The 18,075-nt window shown below is 70.8% G+C and carries 15 protein-coding genes; 3 read left to right on the forward strand and 12 right to left on the reverse strand.

Annotation, left to right across the window (positions count from 1 at the left end):
* Window positions 1-113: 113 nt before the first annotated feature.
* From trmD to IE278_RS24600, 5 genes are all read right to left on the reverse strand, one after another.
* Complete coding sequence (gene trmD / locus IE278_RS24580; RefSeq protein ID WP_189775427.1) at window positions 114-935, reverse strand: tRNA (guanosine(37)-N1)-methyltransferase TrmD; 822 nt, start codon at window positions 933-935, stop codon at window positions 114-116.
* On the reverse strand, window positions 935-1,570 hold the full coding sequence (gene rimM / locus IE278_RS24585; protein WP_189775428.1) for a ribosome maturation factor RimM: 636 nt from the start codon (window positions 1,568-1,570) through the stop codon (window positions 935-937). The genes trmD and rimM overlap by 1 nt, the downstream gene beginning before the upstream one ends.
* A gap of 104 nt (window positions 1,571-1,674) precedes the next feature.
* Window positions 1,675-1,914 carry an RNA-binding protein gene (locus IE278_RS24590; protein WP_005479813.1) on the reverse strand — a complete coding sequence of 80 codons (240 nt, stop codon included), beginning with the start codon at window positions 1,912-1,914 and terminating at the stop codon, window positions 1,675-1,677.
* A gap of 2 nt (window positions 1,915-1,916) precedes the next feature.
* Complete coding sequence (rpsP, locus tag IE278_RS24595) at window positions 1,917-2,336, reverse strand: 30S ribosomal protein S16 (protein ID WP_107021809.1); 420 nt, start codon at window positions 2,334-2,336, stop codon at window positions 1,917-1,919.
* 342 nt (window positions 2,337-2,678) lie between these two features.
* Window positions 2,679-3,275, reverse strand: coding sequence for a hypothetical protein (locus tag IE278_RS24600; RefSeq protein ID WP_107021810.1), 597 nt, complete (start codon window positions 3,273-3,275; stop codon window positions 2,679-2,681).
* A 740-nt stretch (window positions 3,276-4,015) separates the two neighbouring features.
* On the opposite strand from IE278_RS24600, the gene IE278_RS24605 reads away from it, so the two are divergent.
* The gene (locus IE278_RS24605) at window positions 4,016-4,870 is read left to right on the forward strand and encodes an SAM-dependent methyltransferase (protein WP_189775429.1); all 855 of its coding nucleotides are present in this window, start codon (window positions 4,016-4,018) and stop codon (window positions 4,868-4,870) included.
* 124 nt (window positions 4,871-4,994) lie between these two features.
* On the opposite strand, the gene ffh is transcribed toward IE278_RS24605, so the two are convergent.
* From ffh to nsdA, 5 genes are all read right to left on the reverse strand, one after another.
* Window positions 4,995-6,548, reverse strand: coding sequence for a signal recognition particle protein (gene ffh, locus IE278_RS24610; protein ID WP_189775430.1), 1,554 nt, complete (start codon window positions 6,546-6,548; stop codon window positions 4,995-4,997).
* Between the two features lie 277 nt (window positions 6,549-6,825).
* Complete coding sequence (locus IE278_RS24615; RefSeq protein WP_189775431.1) at window positions 6,826-9,297, reverse strand: [protein-PII] uridylyltransferase; 2,472 nt, start codon at window positions 9,295-9,297, stop codon at window positions 6,826-6,828.
* Between the two features lie 25 nt (window positions 9,298-9,322).
* On the reverse strand, window positions 9,323-9,661 hold the full coding sequence (locus IE278_RS24620; protein WP_055510557.1) for a P-II family nitrogen regulator: 339 nt from the start codon (window positions 9,659-9,661) through the stop codon (window positions 9,323-9,325).
* Window positions 9,658-11,001 carry an ammonium transporter gene (locus IE278_RS24625; protein ID WP_189775432.1) on the reverse strand — a complete coding sequence of 448 codons (1,344 nt, stop codon included), beginning with the start codon at window positions 10,999-11,001 and terminating at the stop codon, window positions 9,658-9,660. The genes IE278_RS24620 and IE278_RS24625 overlap by 4 nt, the downstream gene beginning before the upstream one ends.
* 411 nt (window positions 11,002-11,412) lie before the next feature.
* Window positions 11,413-12,900, reverse strand: a complete 1,488-nt coding sequence (gene nsdA, locus IE278_RS24630) for a transcriptional repressor NsdA (RefSeq protein ID WP_189775433.1) — start codon at window positions 12,898-12,900, stop codon at window positions 11,413-11,415.
* A 459-nt stretch (window positions 12,901-13,359) separates the two neighbouring features.
* Here nsdA and IE278_RS24635 point away from each other — a divergent pair, with 459 nt between their 5' ends.
* Complete coding sequence (locus IE278_RS24635; protein ID WP_189775434.1) at window positions 13,360-14,013, forward strand: bifunctional DNA primase/polymerase; 654 nt, start codon at window positions 13,360-13,362, stop codon at window positions 14,011-14,013.
* Window positions 14,014-14,166: 153 nt separating this feature from the next.
* Here IE278_RS24635 and ftsY read toward each other — a convergent pair whose 3' ends face one another.
* Window positions 14,167-15,354, reverse strand: a complete 1,188-nt coding sequence (ftsY, locus tag IE278_RS24640) for a signal recognition particle-docking protein FtsY (protein ID WP_189775435.1) — start codon at window positions 15,352-15,354, stop codon at window positions 14,167-14,169.
* 158 nt (window positions 15,355-15,512) lie between these two features.
* Between ftsY and IE278_RS24645 the strand changes: the two genes are divergently transcribed.
* A complete protein-coding gene (locus tag IE278_RS24645) occupies window positions 15,513-16,487 on the forward strand; it encodes an LLM class flavin-dependent oxidoreductase (RefSeq protein ID WP_189775436.1) in 975 nt (324 codons plus the stop codon).
* A gap of 104 nt (window positions 16,488-16,591) precedes the next feature.
* On the opposite strand, the gene IE278_RS24650 is transcribed toward IE278_RS24645, so the two are convergent.
* Window positions 16,592-18,007: a sugar porter family MFS transporter gene (locus IE278_RS24650; RefSeq protein ID WP_189775437.1), complete on the reverse strand. Its 1,416-nt coding sequence runs from the start codon at window positions 18,005-18,007 to the stop codon at window positions 16,592-16,594.
* Window positions 18,008-18,075 lie beyond the last annotated feature (68 nt).

The following is an 18,075-nucleotide window of genomic DNA, read 5'->3' on the forward strand; positions in this document are numbered from 1 at the left end:
GCCACAGGTCATCGACGGAAGTCGGTGTTTCCAGAAGGTGGGCTGTTCTCGCCGGGGCGGGCGTCATGTCCCCCTGTGGCAGGGGCGCACGCCGGACGACGTACAGCAGCGGCCTATTCTTCCACGGTGTCGGGCCTGCGCCCAAATCGGCCGTCGGGTCCGGGCTGCCAGCCCAGGATCGAGAGCATTTCGCGGTCCTTCTTGTCGAAGGCGGCGGGGTCGCAGCGCTCGATGAGGTCCGGCCTGTTGGCGGTCGTGCGCCGCAGCGCCTCGTCCCGGCGCCAGCGGGCGATCTTGCCGTGGTGGCCGCTGACCAGCACGTCCGGGATCTCCCGGCCGCGCCACTGGGGCGGCTTCGTGTAGACCGGCCCCTCCAGGAGGTTCGCCATGGCTCCCGGCGCGAACGAGTCGTCCCGGTGCGACTCGGCGTTGCCGAGCACGCCGGGCAGCAGCCGGGCCACGGCCTCCGTGACGACCAGGACAGCCGCCTCACCGCCGGCCAGCACGTAGTCCCCGATGGAGACCTCGTACACGGGCATACGGGTCGCGTACTCGTCGATGACGCGGCGGTCGATGCCCTCGTAGCGCGCGGGTGTGAAGACCAGCCAGGGGCGCTCGGAGAGCTCGACGGCGAGTTCCTGGGTGAAGGGACGGCCGCTGGGCGTGGGGACGACCAGGACGGGCCCCTGGGAACCCGTCTCGTAGCCGTCGGCCAGGACGGAGTCCAGTGCGTCGCCCCAGGGCCCGGTCTTCATGACCATGCCGGGGCCGCCGCCGTACGGGGTGTCGTCGACCGTGTTGTGCCGGTCGTAGGTCCACTCCCGCAGATCATGCACATGCACCTTCAGCTGTCCACGCGCGCGTGCCTTGCCCACGAGGGAGACGTTCAGGGGTTCCAGGTACTCGGGGAAGATCGTGAGGACGTCGAGCCGCATCAGGCGTCGGCTCCCGCAACGCCGCCCGCGCCGGAGCCGGTGTCCTTGTCCCTGCCGGTATCCGCGTCCCCGTCGGGTTCCGCGTCCCCGTCCGTTTCCGTGTCCCTGGAGGAGGCGATCTCCGCGCGGTCGTCGATCAGCCCGGGCGGCGGGTCGATGACGGCGCGCTGCTTCTCCAGGTCGATCTCGACGACGATCTCCTCGACGAAGGGGATCAGCACCTCGGTCCCGTCCGGCCGCTCGACCACGAAGAGGTCCTGGGAGGGCAGATGCGAGATCTCGGTGAGCCGTCCGACCTCGGTGCCGTCCTTCAGGACGACGTCCAGGTCCATGAGCTGGTGGTCGTAGTACTCGTCCGGGTCCTCGGGCGTCACGTCCGGGTCGACCTCGGCGATGAGGAGGGTGTTGCGCAGCGCCTCGGCGCCGTTGCGGTCGCGTACTCCCGCGAACCGCAGCAGGAGGCGGCCGCTGTGCACCCGCCCCGTCTCGATGGTCAGCGGACCGGCCGAGGCGGGGTCCGTGGCCAGGACGGCACCGGGCGCGAGCCGCAGCTCCGGCTCGTCGGTACGTACCTCGACGGTGACCTCGCCCTTGATGCCATGGGCGCGGCCCACCCGCGCGACTACCAGCTGCACTTGCTTGATCTCCTGTCGTGTGTCCACGGTTCTACCGCGTGGACGACTACGGGCCGGGGACGGCCCTGAGGCCCTCCCCGGCCCGAGCCGGTGCTGCGTGTGCGTCAGCGGACGTGATCCACGTCGACGAGGTCGACGCGGACACCACGGCCGCCGATGGCGCCTACGACGGTACGCAGGGCGCGCGCGGTGCGGCCGTTGCGGCCGATCACCTTCCCGAGGTCGTCGGGGTGAACCCTGACCTCCAGAACGCGCCCGCGGCGCAGGTCGCGCGAGGCGACCTGCACGTCGTCCGGGTTGTCGACAATGCCCTTCACGAGGTGCTCAAGAGCCTCCTCAAGCATGCTCAGGCCTCGGTCGACGCGGACTCGGCGGCAGCCTCGTCCTTCTTCTCAGCCTTCTTCTTCTGCGTGATGGCCTCGCCCTTGCTGTCGTCGTCGCCGCCCAGGGCGTCGAACAACGGGCGCGCGGCCTTCGGCTCGGCGACGAGGAGCGGCGCCGGGGCCGGCAGGCCCTTGTGCTTCTGCCAGTCGCCGGTCAGCTTGAGAATGGCGAGCACGGGCTCGGTCGGCTGCGCGCCGACACCCAGCCAGTACTGCGCACGCTCGGAGTCGACCTCGATGCGCGACGGGTTCTGCACCGGGTGGTACAGGCCGATCTCCTCGATGGCCCTGCCGTCACGGCGGGTACGGGAGTCGGCGACGACGATGCGGTAGTGAGGCGCGCGGATCTTGCCGAGACGCTTCAACTTGATCTTGACTGCCACGGAAGTGGTGTCTCCTGGTCTTGACGGGGTTGGGCACGGCGAGATTGCCGCGTGGGGTTGCGGTACCCGAGTGCCCGATGGACGCGTCAGCCGGAGGAGAGAGGGGTCCTGTGCGGCTGCGAGTACAGCTGACCATTCTGCCACACCCACAAGGGCCCCTCGACCCGGGCGGTCCGGGGCGGCGCCGGGCCGCCCCGCGATACCGCCGGGGCCTGTCACCGGGCCCGTACGGGTGTCGCCGTCGAGGTGGGCCATCGCGCGAACCGGCACCCACGAAGTGCCGCCGCGCTCTCCCGCACCACCCCGGCGGGACGACGGCCCGCCGCTGCGTCAGCCGTCCGCTCAGCCCGCTGCCGCGCCGACCACCTCCGGGATGCGGAACGGCTTCCCGCACCCTCCGCACACGATCGGCGCCTGCGCGAGGACCGACGGGACGACGCGGACGTTACGTCCGCAGTCGCAGACCGCCTTCACCCGCACGCCCCCTCCGGAGGAGCCGTGCCGGGCGGCCGGGCCCCGGAAGCTGCGGGCCGTGTCGGCGGCGGTCGCAACCGTGTGCGCCTTGAGGGCGCGCTGCAGCCGCTCGATCGTCGGGCGGTAGCGCCGCTTCGCCTCGGGGTTGAGCGTGACCAGGGAGAAGCCGCTGCTGGGATGCGGTTCCTCGGGGTGGTCCAGGCCCAACTCCTCGGCGATCGCGAGGAATCTGCGGTTGTGGTACCGGCCGGCGCGGGAGGTGTCACGGACACCTCGGGCGGCGGCGATGCCGTGGACTGCCTCGTGAAGCAGTCGTTCGAAGGAGAGTTCGTGTCCGCAGGCGGACGACGACTCCCCGATCAGGGACTCTGGCGCGGCAAGATCGGGCAGCTCGGGGTGGTGCCGCTGAATGTCGGCCCACGCCCCTGCCAGCTCTGCGGCGAGAACAGGTGGTGTCGTGCTCACGTAATGACAACGAGCCGAGGTGCCTCTGTGTTCCTATTCCGGGGCATCCCAAATATTTTGCACGTACCCGTCAGTTGCCGCTGATGCGTCCTGACGAGGGCGGGTGCGCTGATCTGCGGAGAAGCCTCACAGTTCACACCCAGCCGGTACGTAGTGACGTGTACGTCCGGGCCATTAGGCGCTGTCTGCGCATCGGGACACCTGGGGTCGCCGGATGCGCAAGAGGCGTTTCGGTCCTTCTCGCGGCGGAACGCCGGGGCCCGGTCGACGCGGGCCACGACGGCGACGTTACCGGGTGCGTCATCCACCCGGGGCACCGGCCCGTCCCCGGCCACCAGACACCGTACGGTCCTCCGCGACCGCCGGTCGACGAGTTCGTGGACCTTGGCCGGAACCGCATCCTCACCAGTGATGACGTGAAGCACGCCTTGTGGGGGCCGGGCACCGCGACGCCCGCGACCCACCGTCATCGCGGTACGACACGAACAGGCCACCCACCCCGCGGGCACCCCTCCGACAAACGACATTCGCCCACTCATCGGCGAGGAGCGGTAGGCGCACATGTTGCCGGTATGTGAATTTTCCCGGCGCGCGCCGATGGTACGCAAACCGGGCTCCGTAACCCCTGGACGCCACGACGAGCGCGGAGTTTCCTGGCATACGGGGGGAGTGCGAGCGCACTGCACGGGGGTGAAGGAACGGGGCACGAACGCAACTCTCGGTGGATTGGGGCACATTCGATGACACCTACGCTCGTGCGGCAGCACCTACCTCACTCAGGGGCCGCGCCCCAGGTGGATCAGTGGGCACGCGCGCGTGACTGGGCCGAGATACAGGAGCGGATGCTCGTACCGCTCTACGAGGCCGTCTACGAGCGACTCGAAGTGGGCTCCTCGACCAGGCTGTTGGGGCTCGGCTGCGGGTCCGGCCTGGCGCTGCTGATGGCTGCGGCGCGGGGCGCGTCGGTCACCGGTCTGCAGGCTCACGCGCCGGAGCGACTGGCGCTCGCGCGCGAGCGCCTGCTCCCCGAGGCGTGGGGCACGCGTGCGCGTGCCGGTGCGCGGCTGACGGACGGGGAGCCGACGGACATCGACGACGAGGCGGCGGCCGCATACAGCCTCGTGACCGCTTTCGAGCCGGTCGGGTGTGTGGCCGGCGACTCCGAAGGCCTCACCGAGGCGCTGGCGGCGGCGAGTCCGCTCGTCGGCCGAGAGGTTCCCGTGGTTCTGGCGGGCTGGGGGCCTCCGGAGCGGTGTGCCACGTCCTCGGTGCTGCGGGTCGCCGCGAAGCTGGCGGATCCCCTGCGCGGTGCGGGCAGTTGGCGCCCGGCCCTGCGTGACGACCTGGAGGAGGTCGCCCAGCGGGCCGGTCTGCGGCCCGACGGGTCCGGACGGGTCGCCTGCCCCTTCGGGTACGCGGACGTGGACAACGCGGTGCGTGGGCTGCTGTCCACGGGGCTCTTCGACGCGGCCGTCGCCGCGACGGATCCCGATCAGGTCGACAAGGAGATGCGGGAGGCTCTGCATCCGTACAAGCGGCGGGACGGGACGGTGTGGATGCCGAACGTCTTCCGGTATCTGATCGCTCGGACCTGAGGGCTCGCGCCCCCAGACCCCCCTGTTGTCCTCAAACGCCGGACGGGCTGGAAAACCAGCCCGTCCGGCGTTTGAGGACCTGGAGTTCGGGGGTGGCGCCCCCGAGGGAAAGTCCGAGGGAGCGTCAGCCCATGAACTTCTTGAACTCGTCGGGGAGTTCGAAGTTCTGGGGCTGCTGGCCGCCCGGCAGACCGAAGGCGCCACCGGCCTGCCCCCCGGCCTCCCGCCGAGCCGCCGCCTCTTCCTCCTGCTGCTTGCGCTTCATCGGGTTCCCGGAGCGCTGCTTGCCCTTGCTCTTCTTGGGCTGCTTCTTCGTCCGGCCGGCCCCGCCGCCCATGCCCGGCAGCCCGGGCATCCCCGGCATGCCGCCGCCCTGGGCCATGCGGGACATCATCTTGCGGGCCTCGAAGAACCGCTCGACCAGACCCTTGACCGCGCTGACCTCGACACCGGAACCCTTGGCGATACGGGCGCGGCGCGAGCCGTTGATGATCGTCGCGTCCTGGCGCTCGGCCGGGGTCATCGACTTGATGATCGCGGCCGTGCGGTCGACGTCGCGCTCGTCGAGGTTGCTGATCTGGTCCTTGATCTGACCCATGCCGGGGAGCATGCCGAGCAGCTTGGAGATGGAGCCCATCTTCCTGACCTGCTCCATCTGGGCCAGGAAGTCGTCGAGCGTGAAGTCCTCGCCCTTCTTGGAGGCGAGCTTCGAGGCCATGGCCTCGGCCTCCTGCTGCGAGAAGGTCTGCTCGGCCTTCTCGATCAGCGTGAGCACGTCGCCCATGCCGAGGATGCGGGACGCCATGCGGTCCGGGTGGAACGCGTCGAAGTCGTCCAGCTTCTCGCCGTTGGAGGCGAACATGATCTGGCGGCCGGTGACGTGCGCGATGGAGAGCGCCGCACCACCGCGGGCGTCGCCGTCGAGCTTCGAGAGGACCACGCCGTCGAAGCCGACTCCGTCGCGGAAGGCCTCCGCGGTGTTGACCGCGTCCTGGCCGACCATCGCGTCGACGACGAAGAGGATCTCGTCGGGCGAGACCGCGTCGCGGATGTCGGAGGCCTGCTGCATCAGCTCGGCGTCGATACCGAGGCGGCCCGCGGTGTCGACGATGACGACGTCGTGCTGCTTCTGCTTCGCGTACTCGATGGAGTCCTTGGCGACCTGGACCGGGTCGCCGACGCCGTTGCCCGGCTGGGGCGCGTAGACGCCTACGCCCGCGCGCTCACCGACGACGCTCAGCTGGTTCACGGCGTTCGGACGCTGGAGGTCGCACGCGACGAGCAGCGGGGCGTGTCCCTGGCCCTGCAGCCACTTGCCGAGCTTTCCGGCGAGCGTGGTCTTACCGGCACCCTGCAGACCCGCGAGCATGATCACGGTCGGCGGCTGCTTGGCGAAGCGCAGCCGGCGGGTCTCGCCGCCGAGGATGCCGACGAGCTCCTCGTTGACGATCTTGATGACCTGCTGGGCGGGGTTGAGCGCCTGTGAGACCTCGGCCCCGAGGGCCCTCTCCTTGACCTGCTTGATGAAGGCCCGGACGACCGGCAGCGCGACATCCGCTTCCAGCAGGGCGATACGGATCTCGCGCGCGGTGGCGTCGATGTCCGCCTCGGACAGGCGCCCCTTGCCGCGAAGGTTCTTGAATGTCGCTGCGAGGCGATCGGAGAGAGTGTCGAACACGGCGGTCGCGAATCCTCAAGTAGGGGGCAGGGGGGCAGGTCCGCCCTCCAGAGTATCTGCCCACACCGGAAAGGGTCTCCACCCCGTCGCCACAGGCTTCCTTCCGGCGAACGGACGCCCCCAGGAACTGCCTCTCAGGGGCGCGGGGCTGTGACATCGTGCGGCTCCGCAGACGAAACCAGACGGAGCCGACCCGAGCCGGGCGGAGCGCACCCGGGCCGGGCGGAGCCGACCCGGGCCGGGCGGTGCCGACCCGAGCCGGGCGGAGCGCACCCGCTCACTCCCTCAACGTGTCCTCCAGCGCCCGCGCCAGCGAAGCGGCCTGCTCCCCCGGCAACGGGGACCCGTCGGGCCCGGTCACATAGAACGCGTCCACGGCGTTGGCGCCCAACGTCGACACATGCGCACTGCGCACCCGCACCTCCGCGTCCTCCAGCGCGCGCCCGATCCGGTGCAGCAGCCCCGGGGCGTCATGGGCGCGCACCTCGATGACGGTGGCGAGCCGGGACGCGGCGGGGGCCACGCTCACCCGGGCCGCCGGTGCCACGATGCCCCGCCGGCGCGGATAGGCGGCGTCCCGCTCGGCCAGGCGACCGGCGATGTCGAGGGACCCGTCGAGGGCGCGTACGAGATCGGCGCGCAGCCGGGCCGCCTGCGGCAGGGACCCGTACTCGGCGGCGACCCGCCAGTCGAGCAGCAGGACGGAGCCGGAGACACCGTCGGGCAGTTCCAGGGCCCGCAGTTCCGCCGTCCGCACGGTGAGCCGGTGCATGGCGAGGACGCCCGCCACAGCCGGCAGGACGCCCTTCTGGTCCGGTACCGCGATGAGCAGTTCCACGCCGAGGGGTTCCGGTTCGCCCGAGGGTTCCACCGGGGGCTCCTCGGTGGACGCTTCGGCGGGCGGCTCGGTCTGGGCGCGCAGCGCGAGCACGGGGCCGCCGGTGCGGAACGCCTCGATGGCGAGCCGTTCCTGTTCGGCGGTGGGCGCCGCGGCTTCGGGTTCGTCGGGGTCGTCCCCGGCGAGCGCGGCGGAGACCCGCTTGACCAGGTCCGCGACGAGGGAGGCGCGCCAGGAGGACCAGGCGGCGGGCCCGGTGGCCAGGGCGTCCGCCTCGGTGAGGGCGTGCAGGAGTTCCAGCGTGCCCTGCGAGCCGACCGCCTCGGCGACCGAACGGACGGTCGCCGGGTCCTCCAGGTCGCGCCGGGTCGCCGTCTCGATGAGGAGCAGGTGATGGCGTACGAGGGTGGCGAGGGTGGCCACGTCGGTGCGGTCGAAGCCGATGCGGGCCGCCACGTCCCGGGCGATGATCTCGCCGGCCACGGAGTGGTCGCCGGGCCAGCCCTTGCCGATGTCGTGCAGCAGCGCGGCGACCAGGAGGAGGTCGGGGCGGTGGACACGGCGGGTGAACTCGGCGGCGCGCACCGCCGTCTCGATGAGATGGCGGTCGACGGTCCAGATGTGGACGGCGTTGCGCTGCGGCCGGCAGCGGACGCGCTCCCAGTCGGGCAGCAGCCGGGTGATCAGCCCTTCCGCCTCCAGGGCCTCCCAGACCTCGATGGTCGAGGGGCCGGAACCGAGGAGCGTGATGAGTTGCTGGCGGGCCTCGGCGGGCCACGGGGTGGGCAGCGGTCGGGCCGCGGCGGCCATCCGGCGGACCGCGTGCAGCGAGAGCGGCAGGCCCGCCTGGGCGGCAGCGGCGGCGGCGCGCAGCGGCAGTACGGGGTCGCGGTCGGGTCGGGCGGCGCGGGCGAGGACGACCTCGCCGTCCTGCTCGACGACGCCCTCGGCCAGCGGGGAGCGTTCGGGGGCGGGTTTGCCGCCGCCCAGCATGGCGCGAAGCCGTGGCCGCACGGCGCGCGAGCGCAGTACGCGCCCCACCTCGCGCCAGGTGACATCACTGGCGTACGAGACGACGCGGGCGGCCTCGTACACCTGGCGGAGCAGGGTGTCGGCGTCCAGGAGGCCGAGTTCCGCGGCTACCTGGTCCTGCTCCTGGAGGGCGAGGCGGTCGGTGGCGCGGCCCGTGGCGAGGTGCAGCGCGTCACGGACGTCGAGGAGGGTCTTTCGGGCCTCGGCCAGGCCCTCGCGCGGGGCGTCGGCGAGCCAGGAGGCGGCGACGGCGCGCAGCGCGGTGGCGTCGCGCAGACCGCCGCGGGCCTCCTTGAGGTCGGGTTCGAGGAGGTACTGCAGTTCGCCCTGGCGCTCGGCGCGCTCGGCGCACAGTTCCTGGAGTTCGGGGAGGCGCTTGGGTGCCTGGTTGCGCCAGTCGGCGAGGACGGCCGTACGCAGTCCGGCGGTCAGGCCGAGGTCGCCCGCGAGGTGGCGGGCGTCGAGCAGCCCGAGCTGCACCTTGAGGTCCTCGCCCGCCGTCCTGCGTGCCTCGGCGGGGGTGCGGACGGAGTGGTCGAGGTCGAGACCGAGGTCCCAGACCGGGTACCAGATGCGGTCGGCCAGGGAGGCGATCGCACCGGAGTCGGCGCTGCCGTCGTGCAGGAGCAGCAGGTCGAGGTCGCTGCGCGGGGAGAGTTCGCCGCGGCCGTAGCCGCCGACGGCGACGAGCGAGACGCCGCGCAGTTTCTCGGCTCCCGCGTCGAAGAGGCCGGTGAGCCAGTCGTCGGTCAGTTCGGCGAGGGCCGAACGGCGCGGCGGCCCGGACCGCGCCCCCTCCTGGAGGAGGCGCAGCCGGGCCGCCGCGTAGCCGCTGGGTCCCGAGTCCTCTGCTTCTGTACGCATGTCCGTACTCGTCACCCAGTGGCTCCTGTTCGTCTGCTGCCTACAGCGCGTCGGGTCCGCGCTCGCCGGTCCGGACCCGGACCGCCGTCTCGACCGGGACGGACCAGACCTTGCCGTCCCCGATCTTGCCCGTGCGGGCCGCCTTCACGATGACATCGAGCAGCTGCTCGGCGTCGTCGTCCTCGACCAGCACCTCGATACGGATCTTGGGAACGAGGTCGACGGTGTACTCGGCACCGCGGTAGACCTCGGTGTGGCCCCGCTGACGACCGTAACCGCTCGCCTCGGTGACCGTGAGGCCGTGGACGCCGAAGGCCTGGAGGGCCTCCTTGATCTCGTCGAGCCGGTGGGGCTTGACGACGGCGGTGATGAGCTTCATGCGTCCACCTTCTTGCTCGCGGTACCGGCGACCGGGGCCGGCGGCGCGGTACGGGTGGCGGCGCCGCCACCGGCACCGCTGAAGTCGTATGCGGTCTCGGCGTGCTCGGCCTGGTCGATGCCCGCGATCTCGTCGTCCTCGGGGACGCGCATCCCGATCGTCTTGTCGATCAGGAAGGCGAGGATCGCGGAGGCCACGAGGGAGTAGGCGAGGACACCGAAGACACCGGCGCACTGCTTCCAGAACTGGTCGAGGCCGCCGCCGTAGAAGAGGCCCGCGACGTCGGACTGGCCGCCGCCGGTGGCGAAGAAGCCGATCAGCAGGGAGCCGACGACACCGCCGACGAGGTGGACGCCGACGACGTCGAGCGAGTCGTCGTAGCCGAACTTGTACTTGAGGCCGACGGCCATGGCGCAGAGCACACCGGCGATGGCGCCGACCGCGATGGCGCCGAGCGGGGAGACCGCGCCGCCGGACGGGGTGATCGCGACCAGACCGGCGACCGCGCCGGAGGCGGCGCCGAGGGTGGTGAACGCGCCGTGGCGGATCTTCTCGTAGGCGAGCCAGGCCAGCATGGCGGCGGCGGTGGCGACCTGCGTGTTGACGAACATCAGCGCGCCGACGCCGTCGTCGTTGCCGAGCCAGGAGCCGGCGTTGAATCCGAACCAGCCGAACCAGAGCAGACCGGCGCCGAGCATCACCAGCGGGAGGCTGTGCGGGCGCATCGGGTCCTTCTTGAACCCGACGCGCTTGCCGATGACGAGGATGACACCGAGCGCGGCGGCACCCGCGTTGATGTGGACCGCCGTACCGCCGGCGAAGTCGATGACGCCGAGCTCGAAGGCCCAGCCGCCGGTGCCCCAGACCCAGTGGGCGACGGGGAAGTACACGACCGTGGCCCACAGGGCGACGAACAGGGACCAGGCGGTGAACTTCACGCGGTCCGCGAGAGCGCCGCTTATCAGGGCGGGCGTGATGATCGCGAACATCAGCTGGAAGACGGCGAAGACGTAGATCGGGATGGTGTAGCCGTCCCAGAGCTCCACCTTGCCGATGCCGCTGAGACCGACGAAGTCCGAGGACCAGCCGATGACGCTGCCCGAGTCGGTACCGAAGGCGAGCGAGAAGCCGTAGAGGACCCACAGGATCGTGACGATCCCCATGCTGATGAAGCTCATCATCAGCATGTTCAAGGTGCTCTTGACCCTGACCATGCCTCCGTAGAAGAAGGCGAGTCCGGGAGTCATGATCAGCACCAGGGCGGAACAGATGAGCATGAACCCGGTGTTGGCGGCAGACAGCGTGGGAGCGTCTGCGGCAAGCGTGATGGCTGGTGCCATCGGCGTCTCCTCGTCGTTGGTACGGCCCCGTGCGGGCGAAGCCATGAGCGGTTGTGAGGGGTGGGCCGGTTATGTGCCAGAGATTGGCGCAGCGCCGTTTCGACCGGAGCCCCTGCATGTTTCGCGCGGGTGACGAAGAGAACGTGCGTGTTACGCGTCGATGAACCGCCGGATAGCGGCGGCTCCGATCGTTATCGTGGCGCAACCTTCCCCGGCCGAGCCCTCAGCCATGACCGGCCGCGGACCCGAGCCATGGATCGCGCGACCCCGACGGCGCTCAGCCGCACCCGCGAGAGCGGTGTCGGCGTAGGCGCGAAAACCGGACCGGCCGCGGCCTCCGTCCGATGACCTGGCATGGGGGAGCCGAGTCGGGCTGTTATGGACGGGGGTCGCGGCCGGCGTACTGGGGGGTCAGACCGCCTCGGCGGTCTCGGGCAGGTCGATGGCGAGCTGATCGGTCAGATCCACGACCGCGGCGAGGTCCCCGAAGTCGCGTACGGCCGTGTCGACCGTTTTTCGGATACGAGTGTTGACCCGCTCCGAGCGCACCTTCTTGGCGATCGCGAGGGCTTTGCGCACCAGGACCGTGCTCTGCTCCGGTTCGCGCCGCAGGAGGTGCACCGTGCCCATTCCGACGAGGTTGAGCGCGTATGAACGCTGGTGTTCGGCGTCCTTCTCGAAGAGGTCGACGGCTTTCTGCATGACGGGCTCGGCCAGCGACGCGTACGCGGGGCTGCGGCCGGCGACATAGGCGAGGTCGCGGTAGGAGTGGCTGTTCTCGCCGTGCAGCTCGGCCTCGGAGAAGAAGCGGATCCAGTCGGCCTCGGGCTCGTCGAACTCCTCGGCGTCCCCGAAGGTGTCCTCCGCCATCCGGACGGCCCGCTTGCACTTCCCCGGCTGCCCCATGTTGGCGTAGGCGCGGGCCTCCATCGCATACAGCATGGACTGGGTACGGGGGCTCGCGCAGTCACGGCTGCCGTACTGGGCGAGATGGATCAGTTCCAGCGCGTCGTCGGGCCGCCCCAGGTGGATCATCTGGCGGCTCATGCTGGAGAGGATGTACGAGCCGAGCGGCCGGTCGCCGGCTTCCTTGGCGGCGTGCAGGGCGAGGACGAAGTACTTCTGGGCGGTGGGCTGGAGCCCCACGTCGTAGCTCATCCACCCGGCCAGCTCGGCCAGTTCGGCGGCGACCTTGAACAGCCGCCTGGTGGTGGCCTCGGGCTGAGGCTCCTGGAGCAGGTCGGTCACCTCGTGCAGCTGGCCGACGACCGCCTTGCGGCGCAGACCACCGCCGCACTGGGCGTCCCACTGGCGGAACATGACGGTGGTGGACTCCAGGAGGTCCAGTTCGGGCTGGGAGAGCCGGCCGGGGCGGCGCGAGGCGGCGGCGGGGAGGGCGGGCTCCGCGCGCGGGGCGGTGGGGCTGGGCACCAGCCAGCGCTGCATGGGCTCGATGAGCGTGGGTCCCGCGGCGAGGGCGAGGGACGTGCCGAGGAAGCCGCGGCGCGCCAGCATCAGGTCGCTGCGGGAGAACTCGCTGATCAGGGCGACCGTCTGCGGGCCGGTCCAGGGCAGATCGACGCCCGACACGGACGGTGAGCGGTGAGCGGCGCGCAGGCCCAGGTCCTCGACGGCGACGACACAGCCGAAACGCTCGGAGAACAGCTCGGAGAGGATGCGCGGGATCGGCTCGCGGGGGTTCTCGCCGTCGAGCCAGCGGCGGACACGTGAGGTGTCCGTCGAGATGTGGTTGGCGCCCAACTGGCGTGCTCTGCGGTTGACCTGGCGCGCCAGCTCGCCCTTGGACCAGCCGCTGCGCACGAACCACGAGCCCAACAATTCATTGGGGCGCTTGTCCGTGCCAGTCGCGGTCGTCCCGCTTCCGCCGTTGCCGCCCACTGGAACGCCCCCATCCCTGAACCCACTTGTGCGCTGTATGCGCCAAGCCCTACCAGAATGCCGGTAAACAGGGCCGCCCGTCCGGCTGTTCTCACCCATCGAACGGGAAGCCGAGTTGCCTCCGGCATACCCACAAGTGCATGCGTCCCCAGGACCTGTGCACTCACAGTAATCCTACGATCACCGCTCCAGCCATGGCGATCCCGGAAACGCCACCATTCGCCACCCCTTCGAATGAACTCGCGATGGCTACCACGCGATTCACTTGACACATGACGGCCGGAAGTGGGCGCAGCGATGCACACCGGGGCGCGCGGAACAGGGCGCACCACCCGCGACACATCAGAGCGCCGCATTCGAACCGCACGTGAAGGGGAACTGAGAGTACGAACGGACACTGAGAGTCACGGACTGATTCCGTGACGTAACCATGGGCAGGCTGGACCCGTTGGAGGGGGCATGGGTTTCACGATCGGCGGTATCCGCGAAATGCGCTCCGGCTCGCGTCGCCGCGGCCGCTCCTCCGAGTGCACCGCCGTGGCCGAGTTCACCGGACTGTGGGGCTGGGACGTGGTGCCCGGCGCCCGGGCGGCCGCGGGTGCCTGCTCGTGCGGCCGGGCGGACTGCGCCCGACGCGGCGCGCATCCCCTGGACTTCGCGCCCGTCGTCCCGGCGCGGGCCACGCTGGACGAGGTGACGGAGGCCTGGGGCGAGTTCCCCGGCGCGGCGGTGATGCTCCCCGTGGGCCGCGCCTTCGACATCATCGAGGTCGCCGAGTCCGCCGGCCGCCGTGCCCTGGTCCGGCTCGAACGCATGGGTCTTCCGCTGGGCCCCGTCACCGTCACCCCCGAGGGCCGCGCCCACTTCTTCGTCACACCCGGCGCGGCGGCCGAACTGCCCCAGCTGCTCTACCGCATGGGCTGGGACGACGCGACGCTCGACCTGCACGGCCTGGGTCCCGGTACGTACATCACGGCCCCGCCCTCCGACCGGGGCGGCCTCGGCCCGGTCCGCTGGCTCCGCTCCCCCGCGCTCGACTCGGCGACGAAGCCGCCGGCCGCGCGACTGCTGCTGGGGACGCTGGCGTACGTGGCCCACCGCTCACGCGCGTAGACGGCTCCCGCGCCCGGACCGCTCCCTGGCCCGGACCGCACAGACTGTCGGCTCAGGCTTCCTCGACAGAGGCCTGCCGATACGGAAGGGCCCCACTCCATCTGCACCATGGAGCGGGGCCCTTCATCACGCACGCACGTGCCGTGCGCGTTCTCACTCTCCGATAAGGGCATCCACGAACGCTTCCGGCTCGAACGGGGCCAGGTCGTCCGCGCCCTCGCCCAGACCGATGAGCTTGACGGGGACACCCAGCTCGCGCTGGACGGCGATGACGATGCCGCCCTTGGCCGTGCCGTCGAGCTTGGTCAGGACGATGCCGGTGATGTTGACGACCTCGGCGAAGACGCGGGCCTGCACCAGACCGTTCTGACCGGTGGTGGCGTCCAGGACGAGCAGCACCTCGTCGAGCGGGGCGTGCTTCTCGACGACGCGCTTGACCTTGCCGAGTTCGTCCATGAGCCCGGTCTTGGTGTGCAGCCGGCCTGCCGTGTCGATGAGCACGACATCGGCACCCTCCTGGATGCCCTCCTTGACCGCGTCGAAGGCGATCGAGGCGGGGTCGCCGCCCTCGGGACCGCGTACGGTGCGGGCGCCGACGCGCTCACCCCAGGTCTGCAGCTGATCGGCGGCGGCGGCCCGGAAGGTGTCGGCCGCGCCGAGCAGCACATGTTTGCCGTCGGCGACGAGCACACGGGCGAGCTTGCCGGTCGTGGTGGTCTTGCCGGTGCCGTTGACCCCGACGACCATCACGATGCCGGGCGTGTCCAGCGGCGACTCGGTGTGCACCGTGCGGTCGAAGTCGGGCACCAGCAGCGTGAGCAGTTCCTCGCGCAGCAGGGCGCGCAGCTCCTCGGGCGTGCGGGTGCCGAGCACCTTCACGCGCTCGCGCAGCCGCTCGACCAGCTCCTGGGTGGGCTGCACGCCGACGTCGGCGGTGAGCAGCGTGTCCTCGATCTCCTCCCAGGTGTCCTCGTCCAGGTGCTCGCGCGCGAGGAGCGTGAGGAGCCCCTTGCCGAGCGCGTTCTGTGAACGGGAGAGCCGGGCGCGCAGCCGCACCAGGCGGCCGGCGGTCGGTTCCGGGACCTCGATCGGGGGCGCTTCGACGACCGGAGCGGTCGCCGAGGTGTCCGGGAGATCCACCTCCTCTATCGTGCGGCGCGGTTCGTCGCGCGGCGTCTCGGCCTCGTCGCCGATGTGCGGCTCGGCCGGCGGAGCCGTGATGTCGGGGGCGGCGGGGGGCGGCGGGGGCAGCTGCTTGCGGCGGCGGCTGCCGACGATCAGGCCGCCGAGCGCGCCGATCACGACCACGGCGATGACTACAGCAAGGATGACGATTTCCATAACGGACCCAGTATGCGCGACCACCCCCGGGCCTGCCCGAACCGGCTTTCCTCGCGCGGCCCCGCCCCGCACCCCTGGCCGCCTGACGGTCCGTCAGCTACCGTCACCCCCACCGGAGCCACCGACACCCCACCCGCCCGGCGAAGGGGACCCCTCCCATGCCCGTAACGGTCGTACGTTTCAACCTCGTCGACCCCACCCCCACCCCCACCTCCCTCAGCGCCCGCTACAAAGCCGCCCTGGAGATGGCCGCCTACGCGGACGACCGCGGCATGACCACCGTGCAGACCGAGGAACACCACGGCGCCGCCAACAACTGGCTGCCCTCCCCGTTCACCTTCGCGGGCGCGGTCCTCGGCGCGACCCGCAAGATCGCGGTCACGGTCTCGGCGATCATCGGCCCCCTGCACGACCCGCTGCGCCTGGCCGAGGACATCGCCGTGCTGGACCTCCTCAGCGGCGGCCGGCTCGTCACGGTCGCGGGCATCGGCTACCGCCCCGAGGAGTACGCGCTCTTCGACGTGGAGTGGAAGCGGCGCGGCGCCCTCCAGGACGAGCTCCTGGAGACCCTGCTGAAGGCATGGACCGGCGAGGACTTCGAGTACCGCGGCCGTACGGTACGGGTCACTCCGCGTCCGTTCTCGGATCCGCACCCCCTGCTGCTGGTGGGCGGCTCCTCGAAGGCCGCGGCCCGCCGCGCGGCACGGCTGGGTCTGCCGTTCTTCCCCAGCGCGCACCTGCCGGACATCGAGGCGTACTACAAGGAGCGGCTCGTCGAGTACGGCACCGAGGGCTGGACCATGATGCCCGCGGCGGTGACCCCGCTGCTGCACCTCGCCGAGGACCCGGACCGCGCCTGGGCCGAGCACGGCGAGCACTTCCTGCACGAGGCCAGGACGTACGCCTCCTGGCAGTCCTCCGACATCCGCTCGGCGGTGAGGTCGGGGGCCACGACGGTGGAGGAGCTGCGCGCCGAGGGCGTCTACCGGATCGTGACGCCGGAGGAGTGCCTGGCGCTGGGCCTCGACAGCTACGTACTGCATCCGCTGTCCGGCGGGATGTCCGTCGACGAGGGGTGGCGCAGCATGCATCTGTTCTGCGAAAACGTGCTGCCCCGGCTCAAGGCCCTGTAGGCCTCGGAACCGGGGCGACGCGCTCTCTCACGAGTACGGGGAGAAGGACAGCGGGGACTTGGCCCCTCTCCCCGGGTCGACGGGCGCCGATGGGCCGCGACGGGCTAACCCATCTCCTCCAGCGTCTTGCCCTTCGTCTCCTTGACGAACTTGAGCACGAACGGGATGGAGAGCGCGGCGAACACCGTGTAGATCACGTAGGTCATCGAGAGGTTCCAGTCGGCCAGCGACGGGAAGCTCGCGGTGATGGCCCAGTTGGCGATCCACTGCGCGGCGGCGGCGACACCGAGCGCGGCGGCGCGGAGCTTGTTCGGGAACATCTCGCCGAGGAAGACCCAGACCACGACACCCCACGAGAGGGCGAAGAACAGGACGAACACATGGGCGGCGATCAGTGCGACCCAGCCCTGGGTGGCGGGCAGCTTGCCGTCGACGAGGTCGTAGGAGAAGGCCCAGGCTTCCAGGCCGAGGCCGATGACCATGCCGACGGAGCCGATGAGCGCGAGCGGCTTACGGCCGATCCGGTCGACGAAGATCATGGCGATCACGGTGCCGACGATGTTGATGATCGACGTGGTGAACGAGTACAGGAACGAGTCCGTAGGGTCGACGCCCACCGACTGCCACAGCGTGGACGAGTAGTAGAACGCGACGTTGATGCCGACGAACTGCTGGAACACCGAGAGCCCGATACCGATCCAGACGATCGGCTTGAAGAAGAAGGTGCCGCCCAGGAGGTCCTTGAAGGACGACTTGTGCTCGCTCTTCATGGCGTGCTCGATCTCGGCGACGCGGGCGTCCAGGTCGATGTCGCCCTCGACCTCCCGCAGCACCTCACGGGCCCGCTTGTCCCGGCCCGCGGAGATCAGGAAGCGCGGCGACTCGGGGATCGCGAAGGACAGCAGCCCGTAGATGACGGCCGGGATGACCATCACACCGAGCATGACCTGCCAGGCTTCGAGGCCCATGACCTTGCCGCGCTGGTCGCCGTCGGCGGCGTTGAGGATGCCCCAGTTGACGAGCTGCGAGATGGCGATGCCGATGACGATCGCGGCCTGCTGGAACGAGCCGAGCCGCCCGCGGTACGCGGCCGGGGAGACCTCGGCGATGTAGGCCGGGCCGATGACCGAGGCCATACCGATCGCGAAGCCGCCGATGACCCGCCAGAAGGCCAGGTCGTACAGGGCGAAGGGCAGTGCGGAGCCCACCGCGCTGACGGTGAACAGCACGGCCGAGATCTGCATGCAGCGGATCCGGCCGATGCGGTCGGCGATGCGGCCCGCGGTGGCGGCGCCGATCGCACAGCCGATGAGGGCGATGGCGATGACCTGGGCCAGGGCTGCGGAGCCGACCTCGTACCGGTCGCGGATGGCCTCGACGGCTCCGTTGATCACGGCGCTGTCGTAGCCGAAGAGGAAGCCACCCATCGCGGCCGCCGCCGCGATGAAGATGACGTGCCCGAGATGCTCGGGATGAGCCGCTCGGGCTCCGGACGGGGGTGGCTGCGCTGTGCTGGTCACGTGTAACTCCTCGGGCCACCGGCCTCACTGCCGGGGGTGGGGGCGAGCCCTTCCGGACGGTGTCTCCA

Origin of the sequence: Streptomyces tauricus, from assembly GCF_014650955.1 — a bacterium.
Classification (GTDB): domain Bacteria; phylum Actinomycetota; class Actinomycetes; order Streptomycetales; family Streptomycetaceae; genus Streptomyces; species Streptomyces tauricus.